The organism is Musicola paradisiaca NCPPB 2511 (assembly GCF_000400505.1).
Lineage (GTDB): Bacteria > Pseudomonadota > Gammaproteobacteria > Enterobacterales > Enterobacteriaceae > Musicola > Musicola paradisiaca.
Window position 1 is genome coordinate 4,304,512 of record NZ_CM001857.1, and the last position, 26,876, is coordinate 4,331,387.

General features: G+C 57.3%; 22 protein-coding genes and 1 pseudogene. 4 read left to right on the top strand and 19 right to left on the bottom strand.

The annotated features are described in order from the left end of the window. Positions 1–545: 545 nt before the first annotated feature. The 4 genes from hemG to pepQ are packed head-to-tail and all read right to left on the bottom strand — an operon-like array spanning position 546 to position 4,543. The gene (gene hemG, locus DPA2511_RS19250) at positions 546–1,085 is read right to left on the bottom strand and encodes a menaquinone-dependent protoporphyrinogen IX dehydrogenase (RefSeq protein WP_015855390.1); all 540 of its coding nucleotides are present in this window, start codon (positions 1,083–1,085) and stop codon (positions 546–548) included. Between the two features lie 19 nt (positions 1,086–1,104). After that, entirely contained in the window at positions 1,105–2,556 is a 1,452-nt protein-coding gene (gene trkH / locus DPA2511_RS19255) for a Trk system potassium transporter TrkH (RefSeq protein ID WP_015855391.1), read from the bottom strand. A 41-nt stretch (positions 2,557–2,597) separates the two neighbouring features. Then, a complete protein-coding gene (locus DPA2511_RS19260; RefSeq protein WP_015855392.1) occupies positions 2,598–3,212 on the bottom strand; it encodes an IMPACT family protein in 615 nt (204 codons plus the stop codon). Beyond that, positions 3,212–4,543: a Xaa-Pro dipeptidase gene (pepQ, locus tag DPA2511_RS19265; RefSeq protein WP_015855393.1), complete on the bottom strand. Its 1,332-nt coding sequence runs from the start codon at positions 4,541–4,543 to the stop codon at positions 3,212–3,214. The genes DPA2511_RS19260 and pepQ overlap by 1 nt, the downstream gene beginning before the upstream one ends. Positions 4,544–4,726: 183 nt before the next feature. On the opposite strand from pepQ, the gene fadB reads away from it, so the two are divergent. Continuing rightward, positions 4,727–6,919: a fatty acid oxidation complex subunit alpha FadB gene (fadB, locus tag DPA2511_RS19270; protein WP_015855394.1), complete on the top strand. Its 2,193-nt coding sequence runs from the start codon at positions 4,727–4,729 to the stop codon at positions 6,917–6,919. 14 nt (positions 6,920–6,933) lie between these two features. Further along, positions 6,934–8,097, top strand: coding sequence for an acetyl-CoA C-acyltransferase FadA (gene fadA / locus DPA2511_RS19275; RefSeq protein WP_015855395.1), 1,164 nt, complete (start codon positions 6,934–6,936; stop codon positions 8,095–8,097). 153 nt (positions 8,098–8,250) lie between these two features. Here fadA and DPA2511_RS19280 read toward each other — a convergent pair whose 3' ends face one another. The 3 genes and pseudogenes from DPA2511_RS19280 to DPA2511_RS19290 all read right to left on the bottom strand — a co-directional run bounded on the left by DPA2511_RS19280 (position 8,251) and on the right by DPA2511_RS19290 (position 9,449). Beyond that, positions 8,251–8,661 (bottom strand): DUF6691 family protein, encoded by a 411-nt coding sequence (locus tag DPA2511_RS19280; protein WP_015855396.1) that lies wholly within the window; start codon positions 8,659–8,661, stop codon positions 8,251–8,253. Between the two features lie 15 nt (positions 8,662–8,676). After that, positions 8,677–9,113, bottom strand: a pseudogene (locus DPA2511_RS22180) (YeeE/YedE family protein). A gap of 3 nt (positions 9,114–9,116) precedes the next feature. Beyond that, positions 9,117–9,449 carry an ArsR/SmtB family transcription factor gene (locus tag DPA2511_RS19290; protein ID WP_015855398.1) on the bottom strand — a complete coding sequence of 111 codons (333 nt, stop codon included), beginning with the start codon at positions 9,447–9,449 and terminating at the stop codon, positions 9,117–9,119. 115 nt (positions 9,450–9,564) lie between these two features. Between DPA2511_RS19290 and DPA2511_RS19295 the strand changes: the two genes are divergently transcribed. Then, on the top strand, positions 9,565–11,220 hold the full coding sequence (locus DPA2511_RS19295) for an FAD-dependent oxidoreductase (protein WP_015855399.1): 1,656 nt from the start codon (positions 9,565–9,567) through the stop codon (positions 11,218–11,220). 267 nt (positions 11,221–11,487) lie between these two features. On the opposite strand, the gene fre is transcribed toward DPA2511_RS19295, so the two are convergent. Together fre and ubiD are read right to left on the bottom strand one after the other, a co-directional pair. Beyond that, a complete protein-coding gene (gene fre, locus DPA2511_RS19305) occupies positions 11,488–12,189 on the bottom strand; it encodes an NAD(P)H-flavin reductase (protein WP_015855400.1) in 702 nt (233 codons plus the stop codon). 50 nt (positions 12,190–12,239) lie between these two features. Further along, positions 12,240–13,736 carry a 4-hydroxy-3-polyprenylbenzoate decarboxylase gene (gene ubiD, locus DPA2511_RS19310; protein ID WP_015855401.1) on the bottom strand — a complete coding sequence of 499 codons (1,497 nt, stop codon included), beginning with the start codon at positions 13,734–13,736 and terminating at the stop codon, positions 12,240–12,242. A 182-nt stretch (positions 13,737–13,918) separates the two neighbouring features. On the opposite strand from ubiD, the gene rfaH reads away from it, so the two are divergent. Beyond that, positions 13,919–14,407 carry a transcription/translation regulatory transformer protein RfaH gene (gene rfaH / locus DPA2511_RS19315; RefSeq protein ID WP_015855402.1) on the top strand — a complete coding sequence of 163 codons (489 nt, stop codon included), beginning with the start codon at positions 13,919–13,921 and terminating at the stop codon, positions 14,405–14,407. Between the two features lie 34 nt (positions 14,408–14,441). Here the strand turns inward: rfaH and hemB are convergent, their stop codons facing one another. The 10 genes from hemB to putA form a co-directional block, all read right to left on the bottom strand. Further along, on the bottom strand, positions 14,442–15,464 hold the full coding sequence (hemB, locus tag DPA2511_RS19320; protein ID WP_015855403.1) for a porphobilinogen synthase: 1,023 nt from the start codon (positions 15,462–15,464) through the stop codon (positions 14,442–14,444). 4 nt (positions 15,465–15,468) lie between these two features. Further along, positions 15,469–16,263, bottom strand: coding sequence for a 3'-5' ssDNA/RNA exonuclease TatD (tatD, locus tag DPA2511_RS19325; protein WP_015855404.1), 795 nt, complete (start codon positions 16,261–16,263; stop codon positions 15,469–15,471). Between the two features lie 122 nt (positions 16,264–16,385). Beyond that, positions 16,386–17,147 (bottom strand): Sec-independent protein translocase subunit TatC, encoded by a 762-nt coding sequence (tatC, locus tag DPA2511_RS19330; protein ID WP_015855405.1) that lies wholly within the window; start codon positions 17,145–17,147, stop codon positions 16,386–16,388. Positions 17,148–17,150: 3 nt separating this feature from the next. Beyond that, positions 17,151–17,714, bottom strand: a complete 564-nt coding sequence (tatB, locus tag DPA2511_RS19335) for a Sec-independent protein translocase protein TatB (protein WP_015855406.1) — start codon at positions 17,712–17,714, stop codon at positions 17,151–17,153. 3 nt (positions 17,715–17,717) lie between these two features. Continuing rightward, entirely contained in the window at positions 17,718–17,975 is a 258-nt protein-coding gene (gene tatA / locus DPA2511_RS19340; protein ID WP_015855407.1) for a Sec-independent protein translocase subunit TatA, read from the bottom strand. Positions 17,976–18,052: 77 nt separating this feature from the next. Then, positions 18,053–19,690 carry a ubiquinone biosynthesis regulatory protein kinase UbiB gene (gene ubiB / locus DPA2511_RS19345; protein WP_015855408.1) on the bottom strand — a complete coding sequence of 546 codons (1,638 nt, stop codon included), beginning with the start codon at positions 19,688–19,690 and terminating at the stop codon, positions 18,053–18,055. Continuing rightward, positions 19,687–20,295 (bottom strand): ubiquinone biosynthesis protein UbiJ, encoded by a 609-nt coding sequence (ubiJ, locus tag DPA2511_RS19350; RefSeq protein ID WP_015855409.1) that lies wholly within the window; start codon positions 20,293–20,295, stop codon positions 19,687–19,689. Before ubiJ ends, ubiB begins: the two co-directional genes overlap by 4 nt. Before the next feature lie 25 nt (positions 20,296–20,320). Further along, positions 20,321–21,076 carry a bifunctional demethylmenaquinone methyltransferase/2-methoxy-6-polyprenyl-1,4-benzoquinol methylase UbiE gene (gene ubiE, locus DPA2511_RS19355; protein ID WP_015855410.1) on the bottom strand — a complete coding sequence of 252 codons (756 nt, stop codon included), beginning with the start codon at positions 21,074–21,076 and terminating at the stop codon, positions 20,321–20,323. Positions 21,077–21,239: 163 nt separating this feature from the next. After that, positions 21,240–22,745 (bottom strand): DNA recombination protein RmuC, encoded by a 1,506-nt coding sequence (gene rmuC, locus DPA2511_RS19360; RefSeq protein WP_015855411.1) that lies wholly within the window; start codon positions 22,743–22,745, stop codon positions 21,240–21,242. Positions 22,746–22,890: 145 nt separating this feature from the next. Further along, entirely contained in the window at positions 22,891–26,847 is a 3,957-nt protein-coding gene (gene putA / locus DPA2511_RS19365; RefSeq protein WP_015855412.1) for a trifunctional transcriptional regulator/proline dehydrogenase/L-glutamate gamma-semialdehyde dehydrogenase, read from the bottom strand. Positions 26,848–26,876 lie beyond the last annotated feature (29 nt).

The following is a 26,876-nucleotide window of genomic DNA, read 5'->3' on the forward strand; positions in this document are numbered from 1 at the left end:
AGTAGTTATCCCCCTCCATCAGGCAGTTTCCCAGACATTACTCACCCGTCCGCCGCTCGCCGGCGGGGAAGCAAGCTTCCCCCCGCCGCCGCTCGACTTGCATGTGTTAGGCCTGCCGCCAGCGTTCAATCTAAGCCATGATCAAACTCTTCAATTTAAAGTTTGATTTGCTTCTACTCGAGAAGCGGTGCTCAAAGAATTTACTGTTGTTAGTTCGTAATGAATTAACTGTTGTTCACTCTTCAAGACTTTCAGTTCTTTCGTTCCGAAGTGTCCTGCGAGTGCCCACACAGATTGTCTGATTAATTGTTAAAGAGCAGTGCGACCGGCCTCAGCCTGCTGTCGCGAGGTGGCGTATACTACGCCTTCCTCATTTGGAGTCAACGACTTTTTTCGTCTTTCTCCGTCCTGAACCGCGTTGTGCTGTGCATCAGCGCGTCTCAGTGGTGGCGCATTATAGGGACTTCTTCTGACCTGACAAGCACTAAATTCAATTTTTTTTCTAAACGCCCTTTTTTTCACCAAACCCGCATTCACCGCAGAGATTACAACGCTTTATTCAACGACAACTGGCTGAAGGACTGCGCAAACCGCGCAACCTGTTCCCAATCGGTGTATTCAATCTCTTTGGTACTATCAGTTTCGCCGCCTGTCATATGCATGATGAGCTGGATCATGACCCGGTCGAACCAACGGTAACGCGGGTATCGCAGCGCACCGGCAAATACAGCACCCAAATCGGGCTGCCAGGGCGAACGCATCAGGAACTTGCGTGTATAGCCGTTGGTCTGCAGCGAACGCTTTTCCGGTTTACGCGCGGTAAGATTGACAGAAAAGAAGGCGCTCGGCCTTTGCTGCAGCAAAGCAAGATGTTGATGAATAAATTTTGCCACCGCCGGATGATAATGACCGTAGCGAACGGAAGCCCCGATCATAATGCAGTCATACTTCTCCAAATCGACCTCATGGGCGCTCAGAATATTGACCACATCACATTCCAATGTGCCTTTCAGGCTATTGGCGATATAAGCGGCTATCGATCTGGTTTGCCCGTCGCGGCTGGAAAACAATATCAACGCTTTCATAGCACAATTCCTTTCTCGGTTATTCCCGCCAAAACGTCGGGGTAAACAACACCAGCAGGGTGAACACTTCCAAACGCCCAAATAACATTGTCAAAATCAGGATCCATTTCGCCGCATCATTCATGGAGGCAAAATTGTCCGCAACCACACCCAGCCCAGGGCCGAGATTATTCAGTGTCGCGGCGACGGCGGCAAACGCAGAGAAATTGTCCACGCCAGTGGCAATAACGGCCAACATACTAATAATGAACACCAGCGCATAAGCGGAGAAAAAGCCCCAGACCGCCTCAAGAATCCGCTCCGGCAATGCTCGCTGCCCAAGTTTGATGGTGTATACCGCGTTGGGATGCACCAAACGCTTTAATTCCCTCGACCCCTGCAAAAACAGCAGCAGAATACGAATGACCTTCAGGCCGCCACCGGTAGAACCGGCGCACCCGCCGATAAACGCAGAACACAACAATAAGACCGGCAAAAACAACGGCCAGTTCGCGATACTGTCGGTGGTAAAACCGGCGGTGGTCGCCATAGACACCACCTGAAAGAACGCCTGATTCAGCGTCTCCAGGCCGCTGCTATACACATTGTGACCCCACAGTACCGCAGTACAAACCAGCACCAGCGTCATCTGGACAAAAACAAACATCTTGAATTCAGGATCACGCCAATACACCCGGAGGCTGCGCCCACTCAACACAGAAAAATGCAGACCAAAATTACAACCGGAAATCAGTAAAAATATCGCGATGATGGTGTTGATAGCCGGGCTGTGGAAATAACCGATACTGGCGTCATGCGTGGAAAAACCGCCAATAGCGATGGTGGAAAAACTGTGGCTGATAGCGTCAAAAACCGACATCCCCGCCAGCCAGAGCGCCGCCGCGCAGAGGATGGTCAACAACAGATAAATCAGCCACAGTGTTTTGGCGGTTTCAGCAATACGCGGGCGCATCTTGTTATCTTTCAAGGGCCCTGGCATCTCGGCGCGATAAAGCTGCATCCCCCCGACGCCAAGCAACGGCAGAATGGCCACCGCCAGAACGATGATTCCCATCCCCCCCATCCACTGCAGCATCTGTCGATAAAAAAGAATGGCTTTCGGCAGCGAATCCAGGCCAGTAAGTGTTGTAGCGCCGGTGGTCGTCAGCCCGGAAAAAGATTCGAAAAACGCATCGGTGATCGACAGACTAGGCTGCTCCGCGAACAGAAACGGCAGTGCCCCGACGCTGCCCAACACGGTCCAGAACAGCACCACAATCAGAAAACCTTCCCGCGCTTTCAGTTCATGCCGATGCCGTCGGTTCGGCAGCCACAGCAGCAATCCGAGCACCAGCGCGGCAATAAATGTCTGGATAAACGCCCGACCGGCGCCATCACGATAGATCAGCGCCACCAGCCCAGGAATGAACATGGTGCCGGAAAACAGAATGACCAGTTGTCCAACAATGCGGGTTATGGCACGCAGTTGCATTACGGAGCCTTCCTTAAAGGTTCAATCATCACGCGCTGGGATTATTGTGAAATCGGCGACAAATGCAACGCACCGCGGCTAATATCCCGCAATCGGGCTTGTGCGTCGGCGACGGCCGGAACAGGCAAGGCCACTCGGAACGACACGTCGGCGCCATATTCTACCGAGACAACACGGCCTTCCAGCCCCAGGATCACGCCTTCCACCTGGGGCAACAGCGCATATTCGCACCGCAAAGCATACTCACGCCGTATCACCTTCTGCCGCTGGGGGAGTTGCTTCAACGCCTGCTGAACCCCGCCGCCATAAGCTTTGACCAGCCCGCCGGTACCCAGTTTCACGCCACCGTAATAGCGCGTCACCACTGCGACAACTTCGCCAACGCCGCTCCCCATCAGCTGGGCCAATATGGGCCTGCCTGCGGTTCCCGCCGGTTCGCCGTCATCGGAAAAACCCAACTGTTGCGAATCATCCGGCGCGCCAGCGACATATGCCCAGCAGTGATGCGCTGCCGACGGATGTTGCGACCGGACTTGCTGGATAAAAGTACGAGCAGCGTCAACACCGCAAGCCGGGCCTAGCTGTGTCACAAAACGGCTTTTCTTGATCTCCTCGCTGACGCTCATCTCGCCGGCGGGTATCGGATACGACTGCATCAGGCCAGATCCAACGCACGGGTCAGATTTTCCACACGCTTATCGTGCATCACGATATTGTCCTCGACGCGAACGCCGCCGAACGGTCGCAGCGCATCGATCTTCCGCCAGTCGAAATACTGCTGGCTTGCGCCCTGTCGCCAGGGTTCCAGCAATGAATCGATGAAATAGAAGCCAGGCTCGATGGTCAGAACCATGCGCGGCTCCAATATCCGGGTGCAACGCAGGTATGGGTGCGCTTTCGGCGCCGCCAGCGACGTTCCGCTATCGTCCTGCATGAAGCCGCCGACGTCATGCACCTGTAAGCCGAGAGGATGGCCCAGGCCGTGCGGCAGGAAAGGAGCGGTGAACCCCTGCTCTACCATGGCCTCTTCGCTAAGACCATTGACCAATTGATGTTGTTTCAACAGCTTGGCGATCCGCTGATGCATCTGCAGATGGTAGTCCGTGTAACGCACGCCGACTTTCAGCGTGTCGATCAGCGCCAGCTGTTCGCGTTTCATATCCTTGACCAATGCGGCAAAGTCGCTGTCCGGTTCGGCTGCGTAAGTCCGGGTGATATCGGCGGCGTAACCGTTATATTCAGCGCCGGCATCGATCAGAAAACTGCGGAATTCCGCCGGCGTCTGGTGATCAAACTGGGTATAGTGCAAAACGGCGGCATGCTCATTGAGCGCGACGATATTGTCATAGGGCACGTTGGTGTCGCGATGCCCGGTGGCGGTGAGATAGGCCAGATTGATATCAAACTCGCTCATCCCGGCCTGAAACGCCTCCAGTGCCGCCCGATGCCCGACGACCGCCGTCTTCTGCGCTTCCCGCATACAGGCCAACTCATAATCGGTTTTGTACGCGCGGTGATAATGCAGGTAATCCAGCACACCTTTCGGGTTGCAGTTTTCCGGCGTGATGCCGAGGTTCAGCGCACGCTGCGGTACGGCCCCCAGATAAGCCACACGTTGGCGAGCGGCGGGCAGCTGATGGCCGATATCGTCGGCTTTGCGCAGCACCTGAATATCCACGTCGCCCGTCCAGAAACTATCGGGAACCGGCGCGACGTTATACCAATAATCGACAGGCGAGTAGAACCAGAGTTTAGGTCGGTTGACGCCGTCGACCCATAGCCAGCAATTCGGCACCTGCGTCACCGGCAGCCAGGCTTTAAACTGTGGATTGGCTTTGAACGGGTAGGTGTGATCGTCGAGAAAAACGGTCAGTAATTCCCCGGAGTGAATCAGCAAAGCATCCAGTTGATAACGTTCCAGAACGGCCCGAGTGCGTTGCTGCAAGGTCGTTACGTGTTGATGATATAAAGAAGTCAGCGTTTCCATCACAATCCCCATCAATGACAACCAGCGTTCCCAAGTCTAACACAGCCGCCGTATCCCGGCAGTGGTCGACGCCCTGTGATCCTCTCGGCAAATCCCCCGGTTTTCGTTTGCATTTCATTAACATCAAAACCACACTTTTGTTATCAGGCCGTATCGGTCCCTCCCCGCTATCCGGAGATCGCTATGCTCTATCAAGGCAATAATCTCTCTCTGAACTGGCTGGAAAACGGTATCGCCGAGCTGGTGTTCAAGGCGGAATCAGGCTCCGTCAATAAGCTGGACACTCGCACGGTAGCCAGTCTCGGCGACGCGCTGAACGTGTTGGTTCGCCAGAATGCGTTGCGGGCGCTGCTGCTGCGCTCCGACAAACCCGCGTTTATCGTCGGCGCCGATATCACCGAATTTCTGTCGCTATTCGCAGCCCCCGAACAACAGTTGCACCAATGGTTAACGCACGCCAACTCTATTTTCAGTCAATTGGAAGATCTGCCGATTCCCACGCTGTCCGCCATCAACAGCTTTGCGCTGGGCGGCGGTTGTGAATGCGCGCTGGCGACGGACTTTCGCATCGCCACACCCGATGTACGTATCGGGCTGCCGGAAGTCCGGCTCGGGATCATGCCCGGCTTTGGCGGTACCGTGCGGCTGCCGCGGCTACTGGGGGTAGACAATGCGCTGGAAATCATCACCGCCGGCAAGGAGCTGAACGCGGCGGAGGCGCTGAAAGTCGGCCTGGTCGACGCGATAGTGACAGACGACAAACTGATCTCCGCCGCGCTGCAAACACTGCGGCTGGCGATTGAAGGCAAGCTCGACTGGCAGGCGCGGCGCCGCCCGAAACTGCAACCGTTGCGGATTGGCCGCGTCGAGGCCGCCATGAGTTTCGCTACCGCCAGAGCGCTGGTCGCGCAACTTGCCGGCAAGCACTACCCCGCGCCGATGACGGCGGTCAAAACCATCGAAGCCGCCGCCAGTCTGGCGCGCCATGACGCTCTGCGGCTGGAGACCGACAATTTCGTCGCGTTGACGCAAAGCAGTGCCGCCCATGCGCTGGTCGGCGTATTCCTTAACGAACAGGCGATCAAAAGCAAGGCCAAAGCACAAGCGACGGATACCTCCCCACCGGAAAAAGTGGCGGTGCTGGGCGCCGGCATTATGGGGGGCGGCATCGCCTACCAGTCAGCGTTGCAGGGCGTCCCCGTCTGGATGAAGGACATCAGCGACAAAGCGCTCAATCTGGGGATGACGGAAGCGGCGACGCTGCTCGGCAAACAGTTAGAACGCGGCAAACTGGACGCGGCCGCGCTGTCCGGCGTGATGGCGCGCATTCATCCGACATTGACCAACGAAGGCGTCGAGCAAGCGGCGTTGATCGTCGAAGCGGTCGTGGAGAACCCGCGTATCAAAGCGCAGGTGCTGGCGGAAGCGGAAGCCCTGATCGGCGACGACACGGTGCTGGCGTCCAATACGTCTACAATCCCCATCGCTACGCTGGCGGCGGCGCTAAAACGCCCACAGCGTTTTTGCGGCATGCATTTTTTCAATCCGGTACACCGCATGCCGCTGGTCGAAGTGATTCGTGGGCCGCAAACCGATGAGCGCACCCTATCGCGCGTGGTGGCCTACGCCATCCGGATGGGTAAAACCCCCATCGTGGTGAACGACTGCCCGGGGTTCTTCGTTAACCGGGTGCTGTTTCCCTATATTTCGGCCTTCTGCCTGTTGCTGCGCGACGGCGCGGATTTCCAGTTCGTGGATGCCGTGATGGAACAACAGTTCGGCTGGCCGATGGGCCCGGCCTATCTGCTGGACGTCGTGGGGTTGGATACCGCGCACCATGCCCGGCAGGTGATGGCAGCCGGTTATCCCGATCGAATGAGGCAGGATTACCGTGATGTCATCGATGTACTGACCGAACACCAGCGCTTCGGCCAAAAAACGGGCGCGGGCTTCTACCGTTACCAAACCGACAACAAAGGCAAAGCACGCAAAGAGACGGATTCCGGCACAGAAACGTTGCTGGCGCCGGTATGTCAGCCGTCGCGGACATTCAGCCCGGAGGAGATTGTCTCTCGTATGATGATCCCCATGCTGAACGAAGTCGCGCGTTGTCTGGAAGAAGGTATCGTCGCCAGCCCGGCGGAAGCAGACATGGCGCTGGTCTACGGATTGGGATTCCCGGCGTTCCGTGGCGGCGCCTGTCGTTATCTGGATACCCAGGGGATTTCGTCTTATCTGGCGATGGCGCAACGCTTTGTTGCATTGGGCCCGCTGTATCGGATACCGGACAGCCTGCCGGACATGGCTGAACGCCGGTCGCGTTACTATGCACCGGTCACGCCGCATGCGGGCCTCGCTCCGCATTCACCGGATTGATTAAGGGGAAAGCTATGGAACATGCCGTGATTGTCGATGCTATCCGCACGCCGATGGGGCGCTCCAAAGGCGGCGCATTTCGTCAGGTTCGGGCAGAAACCCTGTCGGCCCACCTGATGCGCAGTCTGCTCAACCGCAACCCGGCGCTGAATCCCGGCGACATCGACGATATTTATTGGGGCTGCGTACAACAGACGCTGGAGCAAGGTTTCAATATCGCACGCAATGCCGCGCTACTGGCGGAGATCCCCCATAGCGTGCCGGCCGTGACCATCAACCGCCTGTGCGGATCGTCCATGCAGGCGCTACATGACGCTGCCCGCGCCATCATGGCCGGCGATGCGTCGGTCTGTCTGGTCGGCGGCGTCGAACACATGGGCCATGTACCGATGACGCACGGCGCCGATTTTCACCCTGGGCTTGGTCATACCGTCGCCAAAGCCGCGGCCATGATGGGGCTGACAGCAGAAATGCTGGCGCGTCTGCACCACATCAGCCGCCGCCAGCAGGATGAATTCGCCGTCCGTTCCCACCGCCTGGCCTGGGCCGCCACCCGCTCCGGCGCTTTCCACCCGGAAATCGTCCCCACCGTCGGGCACAACGCCGATGGCGCGCTGATAAATTTCAGCGACGATGAAGTGATTCGGCCCGATACCAGTCTTGAGGGATTGACGGCGCTGAAACCGGTGTTCGACCCGGTCAACGGCACCGTCACCGCGGGCAGTTCTTCCGCCCTGTCGGACGGCGCCGCCGCGCTGCTGGTCGTGAGCGAATCCCGCGCGGCATCGCTGGGCCTAAAGCCTCTGGCACGGGTGATCGGCATGGCGGTGGTGGGGTGCGATCCCTCCCTCATGGGGTATGGCCCGGTGCCCGCGACACAGAAAGCGCTGCAACGCGCCGGCCTCAGTCTGTCGGATATCGGCCTGTTCGAATTGAATGAAGCCTTTGCCGCCCAGGCGTTGCCCTGCATCAAGGATCTGGGGTTGCTGGAAAGCATGGACGAGAAGGTGAATCTCAACGGCGGCGCTATTGCGCTAGGCCATCCGTTGGGGTGTTCCGGCGCACGCATCACCACCACACTGTTGCATCTGATGGCGCGACGCGATGTGGAATTCGGCGTGGCCACCATGTGTATCGGTCTGGGACAAGGCATCGCTACCGTGCTGGAACGGGTGTAACGAGCGCGGCCGGCAGGCCGCCTCGCTCCCCAAAATCTCGGGCCGTCGCCTGAGGCCGTTCCATCAAGTTCGATTTAAGCGGAGAAACGCAAAGGAGGTTCCCAAAGGGACGCTTCCGCGTTGCCGGCGCCGTCTGCAAATGGACAAGAGGGCTTATCGCCCGGTTCGTTTTTCGTAAAGCAGCATTCCTGCCAGCATGGAGGCGAAAAATACGATGCCTTTCACGCTACCTAACGAAAACAACACCAGCGCCGGCCCCGGACAAATGCCGGACAACCCCCAACCGACGCCGAACAGCAGGCTACCCAACACTAACGGTTTGTCCAGATGGGTTTTTACCGGCAGGAAAAATGTGCTGGCGGCCAGCGGCTTCGGCAAACGCTTCACCAACCGAAATGCCACCAAACCCACCGCTATCGCCCCCACCATCACCAATGCCAGCGAGGGATCCCACTGGCGGGTAATATCCAGAAAACCCAACACTTTTCCAGGATTGGCCATACCGCTGACGATCAGCCCCAAGCCAAAAATCAGCCCAGCCAACAACGAAAAAACACTATTCATGACTCGCTCCTCCGCTTAAGCCAATGGCGGTAACGCGCCGACAATCCAGACCGTCGCAAACGCCGTCAGCATAAAAATCAGCGTCGCCACCAATGAACGCAGGGAACCACGCGACAACCCGCATACTCCGTGGCCACTGGTACAACCGGAGCCATAGCGTGTACCCACCCCACCAGCAAGCCGGCAATCACCAGCAGCGGCAACGGCGTAGTGATTTCGCTAGCCGGTAACGTACCCACCAGCCGATACAGCCAAGGCGCGGCGAGCATGCCGACAACAAACGCCAGCCGCCATCCTTTGTCCTGCGTCGCGCGGCTAAGCAATCCCCCGATGATGCCGCTGATGCCGGCAATCCGGCCGCAACACAAAATCAGCACCATCGCTGCCAGACCAATCATGACCCCGCCGGTCAGGCTAGCAACGGGGGTAAATACATCGGTATTGATAGTCACCTGTTACTCCTTATCCGATGCGCCGGGACAATACAGCGCGTAAAGCGTATTCAGCAGCGTCAGAATGCGCGGGTCTTCAATACGATAAAAAATCTGTTTTCCTTCCCGCCGGGTCGTTACCAAATCCAGACGCCGCATCACCCCCAACTGTTGGGACAACGTCGGTTGATGAATGCCCAGAGCCTGCTCCATCTGCCCGACGGAAGCCTCACCCTGACTCAGGAAGCACATCAGCATCAGACGATCGTCGTTTGCCAGCGCCCGCAATACATCTGCCGCACCGTGCGCCGCCTCCCGCATCGTTTGTTCACTGACCGGTGCATTCAATTCCGGCATACAGCCTCCTTCCTGTTTATAAAAACATATTTTATAAAAATATATAATATACTATTGTAGATTATCATCAAGCCTTGCTCATCAGGAACAAGGACACACAAACAGGAGAAACGCCATGCAGAAAATCATCATCATCGGCGGCGTTGCCGGTGGAGCATCCGCCGCGGTACGCGCACGCCGGCTATCGGAGTCAGCAGAGATTATCCTGCTGGAACGGGGGCCTTACGTCTCCTTTGCCAACTGCGGCTTGCCTTACCACATCGGTGGTGATATCCCAAACCGCCAGTCCCTGTTGCTCAAAACGCCGGCAGACTTCGCCACACGTTTTAATGTCGAGGTTCGAATAGAACAGGAAGTCACGGCGATCGACGCCGCCGCGCAAACACTGAGCATCCACAACTTGCGGGACGGTAACATCTATACCGAAAGTTACGACCGGTTGCTGCTCAGCCCCGGCGCCAACCCGGTCGTCCCGCCACTGCCGGGCATCGACTTGCCGGGTATCTTTACGCTGCGCAACATCACCGATATGGACAGAATTCTGGATCACATTCAGCGCCACACGCCTCAGCACGTTACCGTGGTCGGTGGTGGATTTATCGGGCTGGAAGTCACGGAAGCGCTGGTACAGTTGGGTCTGCGTGTCACCGTGCTTGAACTGGGGTCGCAGGTGATGCCGCCGCTTGATCCTGAAATGGCTGCGCCGCTGCATCAGGTTATCCGTCAACATGGCGTCGATTTACGCCTCGATACCGGGCTGACGGCGATTCATCAGGAAAGCGACAACCAACTCCGGTTATCCCTAAGCGACGGCGCCGAACAGGTGACAGGTATGGTACTGCTGTCAATTGGCGTTAAACCGGATACCCATCTGGCGCAAACAGCCGGGTTGGCGCTCGGCGCCCGGGGCGGTATCGCCGTCAACTCGTTGATGCAAACATCAGATGCGCACATCTATGCGGTTGGGGATGCGGTCGAAACCGCAGAGTGGGTGAGCGGTATACCGGCGCTGTTTCCGCTGGCAGGCCCAGCCAACCGGCAAGGACGGCTGGCGGCTGACAACATGCTCGGCCGCCAGCACCACTACTTACGCACACAGGGCACGGCTATCTGCAAGGTATTCGATCACAGCGCCGGTTGCGTCGGCATGAACGAAAAATCGCTGCAACGTCTGAACCGCGCTTACCAGAAAGTCTATGTCCATGCCGCCGATCACGCGGGTTACTACCCCAGTGCAGAAACGATCTCGCTGAAACTGCTGTTCTCGCCGGACGACGGCGCAATTCTCGGCGCGCAGGCGACAGGTAAAGCAGGCATAGATAAACGCATTGATGTTATCGCCGTCGCCCAGCGGGCCGGGCTGCATGTACGGGATCTGGAAAATCTGGAACTCGCTTACGCGCCGCCATTCAACAGCGCGCGAGATGTCGTCAATCAGGCCGGCATGCTGGCGGCGAACATACTGAACGGCGATACCGCCATCTGCCATGCGGACAGGGTTGATGCCCTTGATCCGGCAACCCAGTGCCTGCTGGATATCCGCACGACGGGTGAACTCGGGAAATTCGGCGAATATCCACACGCACTGCATATCCCACTGGATGAATTGCGCCAGCGTCTGGCGGAACTGCCCAGAGATAAAGAGATCATAATCGGTTGTCAGTCCGGCCTACGCGGACATGTGGCGTATCGAATGCTCAGCCAGCTCGGCTTCCGGGCGAAAAACCTGTCCGGCGGATTCAAAACCTGGCAGGCGGCGTCACCGGCATAATCGCTTATCTGCCGGAGACAGTACGTCATCAGACGGCGTGGGGAGGCTCATCGCGATACGCATCGCAGGCGCTTCCCAAGCCGCTATCACCACGCAGGGGAAAATCAGGTTTCTGGGCCGGCTCGACAACATCAATAAAGCTGCGGAGATGCAGGGGCTATCGCATAGCGTTCCGCACTACAAACGTCATACACAGACAACCCCGCCGGAATCGGCCCACAACAAAATGACCGCCGGCGGCGGTCACATGTCGTTGCGAAGAGTGAACTAGATAAACGAGAAAGCGTCGCTGTATAAATGGGCCGCCTGAGCGCCGCGTTCATTGCAAAACCGCTCGCGTGCGATTTTCGCCATTTCGAAACGCCCGGCAATATAGATATCGTATTCAGTCAGCGAACCGAAGTCCTGCAGCACCGCACTCAGCACCGTCCCGGTACGTCCCCGCCATTCGCCTTCCGGCTGTTCGACCACCGGGATCACCTTCAGGTTAGCAAACTGCTCGTCCAGCGCTTCCAATTCTGATAAATCATACAGATGGCGCGTTTCTCGCCCGCCCCAGTAAATGGAAATCTGACGATTGGGTTGATGCGCCAGTGCCGTTAGCAAAATCGAACGCACATAGGAAAACCCCGTGCCGCCGGCGATCAAAATCAACGGCCGATCGCTATCTTCCCGCAGCCAGGCTTCTCCGTGCGGCAGATCCACAATCAACGATTGTTCCTTAAGGATCCGATCCATCACCGCCATCGCATAAAGGTTCATTTCCGATGCGCCGATATGCAGTTCAATAAAATTCTGCTCCATGGGCGTCGATGCGATGGAGAACGGCCGTTTATCGCGCTCATCCATCACCACCATCAGATACTGACCGGCCTGAAAAGTGAACGGGGCCGACGGCAACAAACGCACCCGATAAACCGTATCGGTTATCGCGTCTACTGAGATCACGGTACAGCTCAAAGTCGTCATGAATTCCCTCTGTAGGGTGATTAATACAAAACGGGGGACAGGGTAACGGGCTAACGCCGTTTGCCGCTGTCACTGAAAATGGCTAACTCATCCCAGATAGCATCAACACGAGCGCAGACTGATGGATCCCTGGTAATGGGACGCCCCCACTCGCGCTGCGTTTCGCCTGGCCATTTATTGGTCGCATCCAGCCCCATTTTGGAGCCCAGCCCGGAAACCGGAGACGCAAAATCCAGATAATCAATTGGCGTATTTTCCATCAACACTGTATCGCGGGCGGGATCCATACGAGTCGTCATCGCCCAGATAACATCCTTCCAGTCCCGGGCGTTAATGTCATCGTCACAAACAATGACAAACTTGGTGTACATGAACTGGCGCAGGAAAGACCAGACGCCCATCATGACTCGTTTGGCGTGCCCTGCATACTGTTTCTTCATCGTCACCACCGCCAGCCGGTAGGAACAGCCTTCCGGCGGCAAGTAGAAATCGACGATCTCAGGGAACTGTTTTTGCAGCAGCGGAACAAACACTTCATTCAACGCCACCCCCAACACCGCCGGCTCATCTGGTGGGCGGCCGGTGTAGGTGGAATGATAGATAGCGTCCCGACGCCGGGTAATGTGGGTAACGGTAAAGACCGGGAAATCATCCACTTCGTTGTAATAACCGGTATGATCGCCATACGGCCCTTCGGGCGCCGTTTCGCCGGGGTCGATATACCCTTCCAGTACGATTTCTGCGCTGGCGGGCACGTCCAGATCGCTGGTCAGGCATTTAACCACTTCGGTCTTATGGCCGCGCAGCAACCCGGCAAACGCATATTCGGACAATGTATCCGGCACCGGCGTTACGGCGCCAAGGATAGTCGCCGGATCAGCACCCAGCGCCACCGCCACCGGGAAACGCTCTCCGGGGTGTTGCTGACACCACTCCTGAAAATCCAACGCGCCGCCACGATGGGACAGCCAACGCATGATGAGCTTATTACGGCCAATCACCTGCTGGCGGTAAATCCCCAGATTCTGGCGCTCTTTGAACGGGCCGCGTGTAACCGTCAGCCCCCATGTCACCAGCGGCGCGACATCTTGCGGCCAACAATGCATCACCGGGATCTTCCCCAGATCGACCTCATCACCCTGTAAGACCCGTTCCTGACAGGGCGCCGACGATAATCGCTTAGTCGGCATATTCAATACCTGCCGAAACTGCGGCAATTTATCAACCAGATCACGAAATCCGCGCGGCGGCTCGGGCTCCTTGAGAAAGGCCAGTAGACGACCGACATCCCGCAACGCACTCACTTCCTCCTGCCCCATCCCCAGTGCAACACGCTTCGGCGTACCAAACAGGTTGCACAGCACCGGGATGTCATACCCTTTCGGGTTTTCAAACAAGAGCGCCGGCCCTTCGGCTCGCAGCGTGCGATCGGCGATTTCGGTCATTTCCAGATAGGGATCGATCGGCTGGCGAATACGTTTCAATTCGCCTCTGGCTTCAAGCTGCGCGAGGAACTCACGTAAATCTCGGTATTTCATGCTGATCATCAGGAAAGTCAGTGGTGGCGGTTATTATAGAGACTCTTCCCCATGCTGTCGCTTCTCCGCCATGGCTATTTGCAACGGCAGACTCCGCCACCGCACGCCCCGTTAAAATTCTCTACCGGAAACGTTTTATCCCGCAGCGCTTTTGTTATCCTCTCAGGCTGAAACCACAGAAAAGTGAAATTATGCAATCCTGGTATCTCCTGTACTGCAAGCGCGGCCAGTTGCTGCGAGCCAAAGAACATCTGGAACGTCAGTTCGTTACGTGCCTAAGCCCGATGATCACATTGGAAAAAATCGTTCGCGGCAAACGAACGGAAGTCAGCGAGCCGCTGTTTCCCAATTATCTCTTTGTGGAATTCGATCCAGAACGCATACATACCACCACGGTCAACTCCACTCGCGGCGTCAGCCACTTCGTTCGCTTTGGCGCCATGCCGGCCATCGTTCCGTCACAGGTGATCGAGGATCTCCAGTCACATCAGACGGAAAAGATTATCGACCCCGATACCCCGCAGCCGGGCGATCGCGTGGTGATCACTGAAGGCGTATTCAGCGGCTTACAGGCTATCTATGCCGAGCCTAACGGCGAGGCCCGCTCCATGCTGCTGCTCAATTTATTGAACAAACAGGTTCGGCAGTGCCTCGATAACCGCCAGTTCCGGAAAATGTAAACCGCCAGAGCCGGGCGCTCCGGCGGTTTTGCTCTCAGCGCCGCTGGGCTTCTTCGTGCAGCCACTGCGCTACACGTTTGGCAAAGTAGGTCAGCACGCCGTCGGCGCCGGCGCGTTTAAAGCACAGCAACGACTCCATCACCAGCGGCTGCTCCTGTAGCCAGCCATTCTGAATGGCCGCCATCTGCATCGCGTACTCACCGGACACCTGGTAGGCAAAGGTCGGCACACCGAAGGTATCCTTCACGCGGCGCACCACATCCAGGTACGGCATGCCGGGCTTAACCATCACCATGTCCGCGCCCTCCTGCAGATCCTGCGCAATCTCTTGCAGCGCTTCATCGCCATTGGCTGGATCCATCTGATAGGTTTTCTTGTTGCCGCCTTTCAAATTGCCCGCAGAGCCTAGCGCGTCACGGAATGGGCCGTAATAACAGGAGGCGTACTTAGCGGAATAGGCCATGATCTGCGTATTAACCAGTCCCTGATTTTCCAGTCGATCGCGAATGGCGCCGATACGCCCGTCCATCATATCGCTGGGTGCTACGATCTCAGCACCGGCCTGGGCATGGGACAGCGCCTGACGCACCAGAATTTCTCTAGTAATATCATTGATGACATAGCCCTCGTCATCAATCACGCCATCCTGACCATGCGTGGTGTAAGGATCCAACGCTACATCGGTCAACAGGCCCAGCTCCGGCACCGCATCTTTCAATGCCCGCACCGCGCGTTGCACCAACCCATCCGGGTTATATGACTCTTCCGCATGCAGCGATTTTTTATCCGCCTCAATAACCGGGAACAGCGACAGCACCGGAATCCCCAGCTTCGCCACCGCTTCCGCCTCGCTGAGCAATTCGTCGATGGTCAGGCGATACACGCCCGGCATAGAGGGAACTTCCTGCCGGGTTCCGGTTCCTTCCATGACAAACACGGGATAGATCAGATCGTTAACCGTTACCTGATGTTCCGCGACCAGACGACGGCTGAAATCATGACGACGCAAGCGACGCATGCGTCTACCGGGAAATGTACCGGGAAAAGCATTGCTCATAGTCTTATTCTCCTTTCTGGCCCAGCCGGAAAATCCGACGGGCGTTATCATCCACAACGCGGCCCAACGCGACGGCATCCTGTTTCCGCCAGGCGGCTACCTGACGAACGATATGCGGCAAAAAGCATGGCTCATTGCGACGGGATGTCGGTTTCGGGTGTAAATCGCGGGGCAGCAAGTAAGGGGCGTCGGTTTCCAGCAACAGACGATCATCCGGAATGTATTCCAACAGTGCGCGTAGTGCCAGGCCACGCCGTTCGTCACAAACCCAGCCGGTAATGCCGATAGACAGCCCCGCCTGAAGACACTCATCCAGCTCGTCCCGGGTGCCGGTAAAGCAGTGCAACACCGCAGCGGGTAGTTTTTCCAACCAGGGACGCAGCAACATCATGAAACGCGAATGCGCTTCCCGGCAATGCATAAAGACCGGCATGCCAAGATCGGCGGCTATCGCCAACTGCGCGCTGAATGCCCGCTCCTGCTCCGACGGCGTAGAAAAATTGCGGTTGAAATCAAGCCCGCATTCGCCGATCGCCACAACCTGCGGGTGAACGGCCAACTGCCGGATAGACAGCGCCGCAGCGTCCGTCCAGGTACTGGCCTCGTGCGGGTGGATACCCGCAGTAGACCAACAATATCCCGGTGCGCCCTCTGCCAGCCTCAGCGCATGCCGACTCTCTTCAATACCCGTGCCGGTCAGCAACATGCCCGTAACGCCTTCACGACGGGCGCGGGATATCACCGCATCGCGGTCACTCTCAAATTGCGAGCTGGTCAGATTGACACCGATATCAAACATAAGGCCTCCACCGTACTCCCTGCTGAGGGTCGACGTGCCGTCAGACGTAACAAAAAACAACACCTCTCGATGAGAGGTGTCGGTTTAACTGAGGAACCGGAACGGTGAGCGTCCCGGTATCACTAAGATTCGGTCGTTTCTTCCGTATCTTCGTCCCCGCGACGGCGCTTGCCGACATAGAAACGCGCGAAAAATACGCCGATTTCAAACAGCAGATACATGGGAATCGCCAACAGCGTCTGGGAAAAGACGTCCGGCGGCGTCAGAAACATCCCCACCACAAATACGCCGACCAGCACATACGGGCGTTTTTGCCGCAGCGCCGCTGGCGTCGTCACACCGCTCCAGCACAACAAAATAATCGCGACCGGCACCTCGAACGCCACGCCGAACGCCATGAATATCGCCATGACGAAATCGAGATAATTTTTGATATCAGTGGCGATCGTCACCCCTTTCGGCGCGGTTTGAGCAAAGAAACCGAACGCCAGCGGGAACACCAGAAAATACGCGAACGCCATCCCCAGATAAAACAGCAGACTGCTGGACACCAACAACGGCATCATCAGACGACGCTCGTGTTTATACAGCGCCGGTGCGACAAACGCCCATACCTGATACAGCACCAGCGGCGCAGAAACAAAGACGGAAACCATCAAGGTCAGCTTGATCGGGGTGAAAAACGGCGATGCGACGTCGGTTGCAATCATACTGGTGCCGGCAGGCATCTGTTTGAGCAATGGCGCTGAGATAAACTGATAAATATCATTGGCGAAATAAACCAACGCCAGAAAAACCACCAGAACACTGATGATGCTGTTCAGCAGACGTTTGCGAAGTTCAATCAAGTGACTGATTAACGGTTGGGTTTCATCTACGGCCATACACTAACGATCACCGGAAGAGTGGGAAGGGGAAACACCGGCATCACTGCCGGTTTTCACTGTCTGCCTGGGCTCGAGCCCCAGGAGATTGGGCAACGCCGTCAACGCCGGTTTCACGGCGGTAGCGACGGCTAACGGAGTGCCAGCCGATGGCGGAGGCGGCGCGATTGTTTGCATCACCGCAGACTCCACGCTGCTCACGCCATCATGCACCGCCTCGGGATCGTCCGGCGATAACACCGGCGTCGCCGACACGCCGGCATCCGGCTCAATCGTATAGCTACGCTTCATGGCGCTGGCCGCTTCCTTCAGCTCATCCATCGACGCCTTCAGCTCCGGCGATAACGCCTGCAACTGGCTGGCTTTTTCCACCTTTTTCAGGCTGTCCTGCAATTCCTGCAGCTTCATTTCCTGCGCCAGCTCATTCTGCACCGTCGACGCCAACGAACGCAGCGTGCGAATCCAGCCAGCCACCGTTTTCACCGCGACAGGCAGACGCTCCGGCCCCAAAACCACCAGGCCAAGCACCATTACCAGCAGCAGCTCACCAAATCCGATATCAAACACTACTTACACCTGTTCTTTATTCTGGTTCTTCTCTTCCTTGTCGGCCGGGGACTTCTGGTCCGAAAGAGGTTTAGGGGAGAAATCGGCATCCTGCTGACGGTCTTCAGCCGCAGGCGGTTGAGGTTCATCGCTCATCGCTTTCTTGAACCCCTTGATCGACGCTCCGAGATCGGAACCGATGGTTCGCAATTTGTTGGTACCAAACAACAGCACCACGATGACCGCGATGACTAACAGATTCCAGATACTAATTCCGCCCATACTCTTCTTTGCCTCTTCAATTCAAAAAAGAACCTACAGAACAACCTCACGTCCCTGACGGTCATCATGCGAGATATTCAACGCGCACAGCGCCACCCGATAACCCAGGCGACAATGCCTGCCGCGATCAAACCAGCGGGTACGATATCCGCCTCAACCTGACTGACCAGCAGGAGGGTACCGCTCAACAGCAACGTCGCGCCCACGCCAAGCAGATAGCGGGACTGACCATGGCGAACCCGCTGCACCCTCAACTCCCCGGTCATCTGCTCTACGCTCTGCCGCAGCAGTTTGTGCTGGCGCAGGCCATCATAGAACAGTTCCGGAAGTTCCGGCATTTTCTCGACCCAGAACGGCGCTTTTTCCCTGAAAGCGCGCCACATCGCCGGGAATCCCACTTGGTCTTTCAGCCAGGTTTCGAGAAAAGGTTTAGCGGTTTTCCACAGATCCAGTTGCGGATAAAGCTGGCGTCCCAACCCTTCTATGTACAGCAACGTTTTCTGAAGCAACACTAACTGCGGCTGCACTTCCATATTGAAACGGCGCGCCGTGTTAAAGAGGTTCAATAATACATGACCGAAAGAAATTTCTGCTAACGGCTTTTCAAATATGGGCTCGCAGACCGTCCGGATGGCAAACTCGAACTCTTCCACATTGGTATCCGCCGGTACCCAACCGGAGTCCACATGCAGTTCGGCCACCCGCCGGTAATCACGATTGAAGAACGCGATAAAATTTTCCGCCAGATAGCGTTTATCGTCCTTGTTCAGGGAGCCGACAATCCCACAGTCGATACCGATGTACTGCGGATCTTCCGGATGTTCGTAGCTGATAAAGATGTTGCCGGGGTGCATATCGGCGTGGAAAAAGCTGTCGCGGAACACCTGGGTGAAAAACACCTGGACACCCCGTTCCGCCAGCAACGGCATATTGATGCCATGGCGCTTGAGCGCGTCGACATCCGATACCGGTATGCCATAAATACGCTCCATCACCAGCACCCGTTCGCTGCAATAATCGGGATAGACCTCGGGAATATACAGCATCGGGCTATTTTCGAAATTGCGCCGCAGTTGGATGGCATTGGCGGCTTCCCGCATCAGATTCAGCTCATCCAGCAGGGTTTTCTCGTACTCGCGCACCACTTCACGGGGACGCAACCGACGACCATCGGGCAAGAGAATGGGCAACCAGCCGGCAATGCGGTTCATCAGGCGCATATCCGCCTTGATGACCGGCAGGATATCCGGACGAATCACCTTGATGACGATGTCTTTCCCGGTAGATTTCAGCCGAGCGGTATGAACCTGGGCAATAGAGGCCGACGCCAGCGGTACGATCTCGAAATCGTCAAACCAGTTTTCCAGCCTGTCGCCCATGGCCGACTCGATCTGCTGGCGCGCCAACTTGCCGTCGAAAGGCTGTACCTGATCCTGCAGCAACGCCAATTGATCGGCGATCGCCGGCGAAAACAGATCCCGGCGGGTGGACATCATCTGCCCAAACTTGATCCACACCGGCCCCAATTCCTGAAGCGCCAGACGCAGCCGTTCGCCCAGCGGTTTGTCTTTGTGACGATTGGGGAGCCAGAACAACAAGCGCCGCCACAGGCGTAATGGCCAGGTAAGAGGGATTCGGGGAACCAGTTCATCCAAACCATAGGTCAGCAGCACGCTGAGAATACGGTACAGCCGCAGCAATTCTCCCGGTGTCATTTCGCTCCCTCCAACCGATTCAGACGCTCTGCCAGCGCATCGGTCGCGGCCGACAATGCGACCACTTCATCACCGAACCAGACATGTTCCAGCTTTCCCGGTGCCAGCCGCCACTCTTCGGTCACATTTTCCGACAAAGCCGCTCGCTGCCGACACAGGTTATTCACTAACCCACCCGCCCATCGCTGTGCCAGTTGGCTCATCCCCTCGGCGGCAATATCCCCCAGATAGGGAGCCAGCCATTCCGCCGGGTCGAACTCTGCCAGATCCAACAATGTGATCAGCTGTTGGGCGACCTGAATGTCGCCCTCAAGCACCAGATCGCCGCTACGCATCAACGCGGACAACTGCTGACGATCCCGTAGCCGCATCAGGGCGGACAGCCGTGTTTGCAACAGGCAATCCGTCGCTGACGACCACTGGGTCATCACATCAAGATGATGTTCGGAGAAAATCAGCACCAACGGCGTATCGAGCTCGGCCACTTCAATACGCAACGTTTTTCCGCTCAGACGCTGACGGGCGATCCTCATACTCCGATCGCGAAACAACAGTTGGTTTAGCGCTGTCTCCAGCGCCGCAGTCAACACAGGCAGTATCGGCATGGTATTTCCAACTTAGATGTCCAACTCAGAACTTAAACCCGCGATGCAACGCCACTATCCCATTAGTCAGGTTGAAGTATTCGACATTTTCAAAACCTGCGTCCGCCATCATGCCTTTCAGGGTTTCCTGATCCGGATGCATGCGGATGGACTCGGCCAGATAGCGGTAACTGCCGGCATCGCTGGCAACCATTTCGCCGACACGGGGCAACACATGGAAAGAATAAGCGTCATAGATTTTGCTGAACAACTTGGTGGTAGGTTTAGAAAATTCCAGCACCAACAAACGACCGCCCGGCTTCAGCACCCGGAACATGGAACGCAGCGCCTTGTCTTTATCCGTGACGTTACGCAACCCGAACGCGATGGTAATGCAGTCGAAAAAATTATCCGGAAACGGTAACGCTTCGGCATTGGCCTGCACATAGCTAACGTTACCGACCACGCCTTTGTTGCGCAGTTTCTCGCGCCCCACTTTCAGCATGGAATCGTTGATATCCGCCAGCACCACTTCGCCTTCTTCGCCCACCAGTCGCGAAAATTTCGCAGTCAGGTCGCCGGTGCCGCCAGCCAGATCCAGCACCCGCTGACCACGGCGTATGCCGCTGCATTCGATAGTGAATCGTTTCCAGATACGGTGAATGCCAAACGACATCAGATCGTTCATCAGGTCATACTTCGCCGCTACCGAGTGGAAGACATCCGCCACCATGCCTTCCTTTTCGTCCCTGGCTACCGTGCGAAAGCCGAAATGTGTCGTTTTGTCCGAATCATCTGCCATGTTCTTTGCCTGTTTTCTATCAACGTCGGGAGGAGATTACCTATTAGTGGGTAAGAGTGTAACAAACCCAGACCCAAATCGACCGTCCTTCTTTAGCTTAAAAACACGGGAAGTACCGATACTGAGGCCTGGATCATCAATGCCCCCCTTACTATGTCGCCCACTATGCGCCCCGTTCTTGCACAATATCCGTCTGCGGCAGGGCGTCCGGAACGGTTTCATCCTCCAGCGGCAACATATCGTCCTCCCACTGCGCCGCATTGACCGGGCGTTTGATTTCCACCCCTAGCGTGCGGAAACCTTCCGCCTGGCTGATCAGATTACCCCGGCCCGACACCATCTTTTTCATCGCCTGACGATAACTGCTCTGGGCTTTTTCCAGACTCTGCCCGAGCGTATTCATATCGTCCACAAACAACCTTAGCTTGTCGTACAAGCGGGAAGCGCGTTCAGCAATCAATTGGGCATTGCGGCTCTGTTGTTCATAACGCCACAGATTATTAATGGTTCGTAACGCTACCAGCAAGGTTGTGGGGCTGACCAGCATAATATTATGTTTCAATGCTTCCGTGATCAGTTCAGGTTGACGATCAATAGCGACCAGAAATGCAGGTTCCACCGGAATGAACATCAGCACGTAATCCAGCGAGCGCAAACCGGGCAGTTGTTGATAATCCTTACCGCTCAACAGTCGAATGTGGCCGCGAATAGACGCGATATGTTCATTCAGCGCCGCAGCGCGATCAATATCGCCGACGCCGTTGAAATAGCGCTCGTAGGCCAGCAACGACATTTTGGCGTCGATCACCACATCCTTGCCGTGCGGCAAACGGACAATCACGTCCGGTTGCAAACGAGCGGCGCCGTTCTGGATGCTGACCTGCGTCTCATACTCATACCCTTCCCGCAGCCCGGAGCTTTCCAGCACTCTGCTGAGCACCACTTCGCCCCAGTTGCCTTGCATTTTATTGTCGCCCTTCAGCGCGTTGGTAAGATTGACGGCCTCCTGCGCCATACGCGCGTTGAGCTGTTGCAGATTGCGGATTTCATGAGCCAGCGTATGCCGCTCCTTCGACTCAGCGCCGAAGCTATCCTGTACTTGGCGCCGAAAACCGTCGAGTTGTTCCCGCAACGGGGTCAACAGACGATCCAGACTTTGTCGGTTCTGCTGATCCACCTTTTGTCCGCTCTGCTCGAAAATACGGTTTGCCAGATTTTCGAACTGCGTCGACAACCGCTGTTCGCTGTTAATCAGCAGGCGCTGTTTCTCTTCCGCCGCCAGGCGCGTCTCTTCCAGTCGAATGGTGACTTCACGCAGTTCTGCTTCCTGCGCGCCGTTCACCTCGCGCAACGCCCGCAGTTCCTGATTGAGCTGAACGCACTCCTCACGCAATTCAGTCAGTTGTCGTAATTTTTCCTCACCGGCCGCCTGCTGACTGTAGAGACGACGCAGTTCCTGCTCTTGTTGTTCCAGGCGGCGCTGATCCTGTTGTCTCGCCTGCTGACTATCGTCAAGGCTCCGCCGCAGTTGCTCCTGCGCCTGTTCCTGCAATCGACGTTCAATATCATACTGCGTCCGTTGCTGTTGCCCGCGCAGGCTGGTTATCAGCCATCCCGCCAACAAGCCTGCGATGCCGCTGCCCAGACCATAAAATAAGGCGATATCCACACTGCCTCCCGGTTATTGAGTGCTGACGCCACAGTAAATTCACACTGTATGGATGTCCAGAGTCAGCCACAGAAATCCGTGCAAACACGCCATTTGTTGCTGTAAATGCGAGCCGTTTCCAGAAAATGGGCAGACGACAACGCCGTCATACCTGCCCCATCGTCATCAGGCTGGCGTTGCCTCCAGCCGCGGTAGTATTGATGCTGACCACCCGCTCTTTCAGCAGCCATTCCAGTACGATGTTCGTATCACCGCTCGGCAGCCCCTGCATGCCGATAATCGCGCCGCCGCGTTGCGCCAGCGCCCGACCATACGCCTGCAACGCCGCCGCATCGCCGTGGCACAGCGCTGCGTCGAAACAGACCTCCTCCGCCCGCCAGTCCCGACAAAAATGAATGGCCGACTGCACGCTTTCCGGCAATTTCAGGTAAAGCGCCTGCAATTCGGCCGACTGCGGCCACAACGCCTGACAGCCGACTGCCAGCACCGCCGCCAGCTGGGTCAGCGCATCACCGTCGTTATCCGACAAACACAACACTCGCCCATGCGGCAACAGCCTATAGGTATTGCGCTCCCCCGTCGGGCCGGGCAGCGTCTGAGCGATACCCACCGGCGTCAATTGGTCGTAACGCCGACAACAGTCGAGCAACGCCTCGCGCCGGTTAGCCTGCGCCCAGGCGTCCAGCCCGGATAACGCCTCACGCAGCAGCAAGCCGGCATCGTCCTTCGCGCCTTGCCGCAACAACGAACCGGCGGCGATTTCCGGCGGATACTGCGACAGCAGCCGCCAGAGATAAAGCGGCCCCCCGGCTTTCGGCCCGGTACCCGACAATCCTTCGCCGCCGAAAGGCTGCACACCAACCACCGCACCGACCATATTGCGATTGATGTAAAGATTGCCGACATTCGCGGTTTCCATCACCTGAGTGATCGTGTCGTCGATACGGGTATGCAGCCCCATCGTCAGGCCATACCCCAACGCATTAATCTGCGCCAGCACCTCGCCAAGCCGTTCCCGCGGATAACGCACCACATGCAGCACCGGGCCGAAGACTTCCTGTTGCAGTTCATCCACGCCGGTCAGTTCGATCAGCGTAGGCGCCAAAAAATGGCCGACGGCCAGTTCTTCCGTCGCCGTTGGTCGCGATACCTGATAAATCTTGCGGCCTTTCGCCCGCATGGCCTGGATATGCCGTTCGACCCGGTGTCTGGCATCCGCGTCAATCAGCGGGCCGATATCCGTCGTCAGGCGATCCGGATTGCCGATCCGGCATTCCGCCATCGCGCCCAACAACATGTTCAGGGTGATATCCGCCACATCGTCCTGTACGCACAGCAACCGCAACGCGGAACAGCGTTGCCCCGCGCTATCGAACGCCGATGCGATAACATCCGCTACCACCTGCTGCGTCAGGGCGGACGAATCGACAATCATGGCATTGATGCCGCCGGTTTCGGCAATCAGCGGTATCGGTCGGCCTTGCGGGCCAAGACGTTCGGCCACCGATTGACGCAGTTGCGCGGCCACGGCCGTCGAGCCGGTAAACAACACGCCGCACACCCGCGGATCCCTGACCAACGCAGCCCCCACCGATTCCCCCGGCCCCGGCAACAGTTGCAGTACCCCAGGAGGAATACCCGCCGCCAGCAAAATGTTCACCCCCTGCGCCGCCGTTAGCGGCGTTTGTTCCGCCGGTTTGGCCAGCACACTGTTGCCCGCCGCCAGCGCGGCGGCGACCTGTCCGGTAAAGATTGCCAACGGAAAATTCCATGGGCTGATACAAACCACCGGCCCGAGCGGATAGCAGGTCTGATCATCGAGCAAAATCATCTGCTCCGCGTAATAACGCAGAAAATCAACCGCTTCCCGCACTTCCGCCAGCGCATTCGGCAGCGTCTTTCCCGCTTCCCGCACCAGCAGCGCCATCAGCGCCGCCCGCTGGCTTTCCATGATATCCGCCGCCCGACTCAGCACCACCGCCCGTTCCGTCGCCGGCGTCGAACGCCAGACGGCGAACTGCTCCGTCGCATCGTTTAGTGCCTGTTCAATCTCCCCAGGGCTCGTTTCCCGTACATAACCGACGATATCGCGCCGATCCGCCGGATTACATACCGGTTGCGCTTCCGTCATCGCCATCGGCCCCGCCGCCAGTACCGGCGCCGCCTGCCATGTACTGGCAGCGCTGATCAGCAAGGCGCTGGACAGCGAGGCCAGCACATGTTCGCACGCCAAATCCACACCGAACGCATTGCGCCGCTGGCTGCCGTATAGATGACGCGGCAAGGGGATATGCGGATGCGGCAGGCCGGCCAGTCCTTCCCGTGTCGCCATCGCGTCCACTTCGCTCACCGGATCGGCCGTCAGCACATCCACGGGAATCGCCAGATCGGCGATACGATTGACGAACGACGTGTTGGCGCCGTTTTCCAGCAGACGCCGCACCAAATAGGCCAGCAGCGTTTCATGCGTGCCGACCGGCGCATACACACGACAGGGGCGCCCGAGTGTACCGTCGGACGTTTTCCCCACCACCTGCTCGTACAGCGACTCACCCATGCCATGCAGACACTGAAATTCATACTGACCCGGCGCGTAGTTGCTCCCCGCCAGATGGTAGATGGCGCTCAAGGTATGTGCGTTGTGGGTGGCGAACTGCGGATAGATCAGCGCCGGTTCCGCCAATAACCGACGGGCGCAGGCCAGATAAGCCACATCGGTGTACACCTTGCGGGTATAGACCGGATACCCTTCCAGCCCCTCAACCTGCGCCCGTTTGATTTCGCTGTCCCAGTAAGCGCCTTTGACCAGCCGGACCATCAGCCGCCGTTGGCTGCGCCGTGCCAGATCGATCAACGCATCGAGCACCAGCGGGCAACGTTTTTGATAGGCCTGCACCACAAAACCGATGCCGTTCCACCCCGCCAGTTGGGGTTCAACGCACAGTTTTTCCAGCAAATCGAGCGAGATCTCCAGGCGATCCGCCTCTTCCGCGTCGATATTAATGCCGATGTCATACTGACGCGCCAGCAACACCAGCGACAACAAACGGGGGTACAGCTCCGTCATGACCCGTGCATACTGCGCCCGGCAATAACGGGGATGCAGCGCCGACAACTTGATGGAAATGCCCGGCCCTTCATAAATACCCCGTCCGCCGGATGCGTTGCCGATGGCACGAATCGCCTGTTGGTAGGCGTGCAGATACGCCTGTGCATCCGTGGCGGTCAGGGCGGCTTCGCCAAGCATGTCATAGGAGTAACGAAACCCCATTTCCTCGCGCCGACGGGCATTGGCTAACGCATCACTGATGGTTTCACCGGTCACGAACTGTTCGCCCATCAGGCGCATCGCCAGATCGACGCAGCCCCGAATCAACGGTTCCCCTCCCCGGGCAATCAAACGGCGGAGCGTACCGGGCAAACCGGCCACATCCTGATAAGCCAGCACGTTGCCGGAAATCAGCAGCCCCCAGGCGGTAGCGTTGATAAACAAGGATTTATTCGGCCCGATTCGCGCCCGCCAGTCGCCTTTGACGATCTTGTCGCGAATCAGTACATCGCGGGTGGCGTTGTCCGGAATGCGCAGCAGCGATTCAGCCAGACACATCAAGGCCACGCCTTCCTGCGAAGACAACGAGAACGCCTGCAACAGGTTCTGCACCACGCTGCCATGGCCATGGCGGCGCACGTTACGCAACCCCTCGACCAACCGGCCCGCCAGCACGGCGGTACGATGGCTCAGTTCGGCCGACATGCGCGCCTGTTCGAGCAATATCGGTACCACTTCGGTTTCCGGTCGACGGCCGGCGGCGGTGATGGCGGCGCGGATCGCCGACTGCGGCAGCACGCTTTGCGCGAAGTCCAGAAACGGTTGATGGGTTTTTTCTTCCCGGGATTGGGGCATAATCTCCTCCGCCTCAAGCTGGCCCTGAGCCAGTGATGGTATTTCAGGTGTGTCGGCCCCACTTTCCAGATGCGCAAGATAGCTAAAAATTGCCTGATTAATCAGCCAGTTTGGCGTACATTCGAGCCGTGTCGCCGCAGCGTGCAGACGGTCGCGTGTCGCTTCATCCAGCGTCACGCCCATAGTGATGGTGCCCATATCCACTCCTGTAACAAAGAAAGCAGTAT

Excerpts from the sequence above, each read along its gene's own strand:
- hemG (WP_015855390.1), bottom strand. The coding sequence starts at position 1,085 with ATGAAAGCGTTGATATTGTTTTCCAGCCGCGACGGGCAAACCAGATCG.
- trkH (WP_015855391.1), bottom strand. The coding sequence starts at position 2,556 with ATGCAACTGCGTGCCATAACCCGCATTGTTGGACAACTGGTCATTCTG.
- DPA2511_RS19260 (WP_015855392.1), bottom strand. The coding sequence starts at position 3,212 with ATGCAGTCGTATCCGATACCCGCCGGCGAGATGAGCGTCAGCGAGGAG.
- pepQ (WP_015855393.1), bottom strand. The coding sequence starts at position 4,543 with ATGGAAACGCTGACTTCTTTATATCATCAACACGTAACGACCTTGCAG.
- fadB (WP_015855394.1), top strand. The coding sequence starts at position 4,727 with ATGCTCTATCAAGGCAATAATCTCTCTCTGAACTGGCTGGAAAACGGT.
- fadA (WP_015855395.1), top strand. The coding sequence starts at position 6,934 with ATGGAACATGCCGTGATTGTCGATGCTATCCGCACGCCGATGGGGCGC.
- DPA2511_RS19280 (WP_015855396.1), bottom strand. The coding sequence starts at position 8,661 with ATGAATAGTGTTTTTTCGTTGTTGGCTGGGCTGATTTTTGGCTTGGGG.
- DPA2511_RS19290 (WP_015855398.1), bottom strand. The coding sequence starts at position 9,449 with ATGCCGGAATTGAATGCACCGGTCAGTGAACAAACGATGCGGGAGGCG.
- DPA2511_RS19295 (WP_015855399.1), top strand. The coding sequence starts at position 9,565 with ATGCAGAAAATCATCATCATCGGCGGCGTTGCCGGTGGAGCATCCGCC.
- fre (WP_015855400.1), bottom strand. The coding sequence starts at position 12,189 with ATGACGACTTTGAGCTGTACCGTGATCTCAGTAGACGCGATAACCGAT.
- ubiD (WP_015855401.1), bottom strand. The coding sequence starts at position 13,736 with ATGATCAGCATGAAATACCGAGATTTACGTGAGTTCCTCGCGCAGCTT.
- rfaH (WP_015855402.1), top strand. The coding sequence starts at position 13,919 with ATGCAATCCTGGTATCTCCTGTACTGCAAGCGCGGCCAGTTGCTGCGA.
- hemB (WP_015855403.1), bottom strand. The coding sequence starts at position 15,464 with ATGAGCAATGCTTTTCCCGGTACATTTCCCGGTAGACGCATGCGTCGC.
- tatD (WP_015855404.1), bottom strand. The coding sequence starts at position 16,263 with ATGTTTGATATCGGTGTCAATCTGACCAGCTCGCAATTTGAGAGTGAC.
- tatC (WP_015855405.1), bottom strand. The coding sequence starts at position 17,147 with ATGGCCGTAGATGAAACCCAACCGTTAATCAGTCACTTGATTGAACTT.
- tatA (WP_015855407.1), bottom strand. The coding sequence starts at position 17,975 with ATGGGCGGAATTAGTATCTGGAATCTGTTAGTCATCGCGGTCATCGTG.
- ubiB (WP_015855408.1), bottom strand. The coding sequence starts at position 19,690 with ATGACACCGGGAGAATTGCTGCGGCTGTACCGTATTCTCAGCGTGCTG.
- ubiJ (WP_015855409.1), bottom strand. The coding sequence starts at position 20,295 with ATGCCGATACTGCCTGTGTTGACTGCGGCGCTGGAGACAGCGCTAAAC.
- ubiE (WP_015855410.1), bottom strand. The coding sequence starts at position 21,076 with ATGGCAGATGATTCGGACAAAACGACACATTTCGGCTTTCGCACGGTA.
- putA (WP_015855412.1), bottom strand. The coding sequence starts at position 26,847 with ATGGGCACCATCACTATGGGCGTGACGCTGGATGAAGCGACACGCGAC.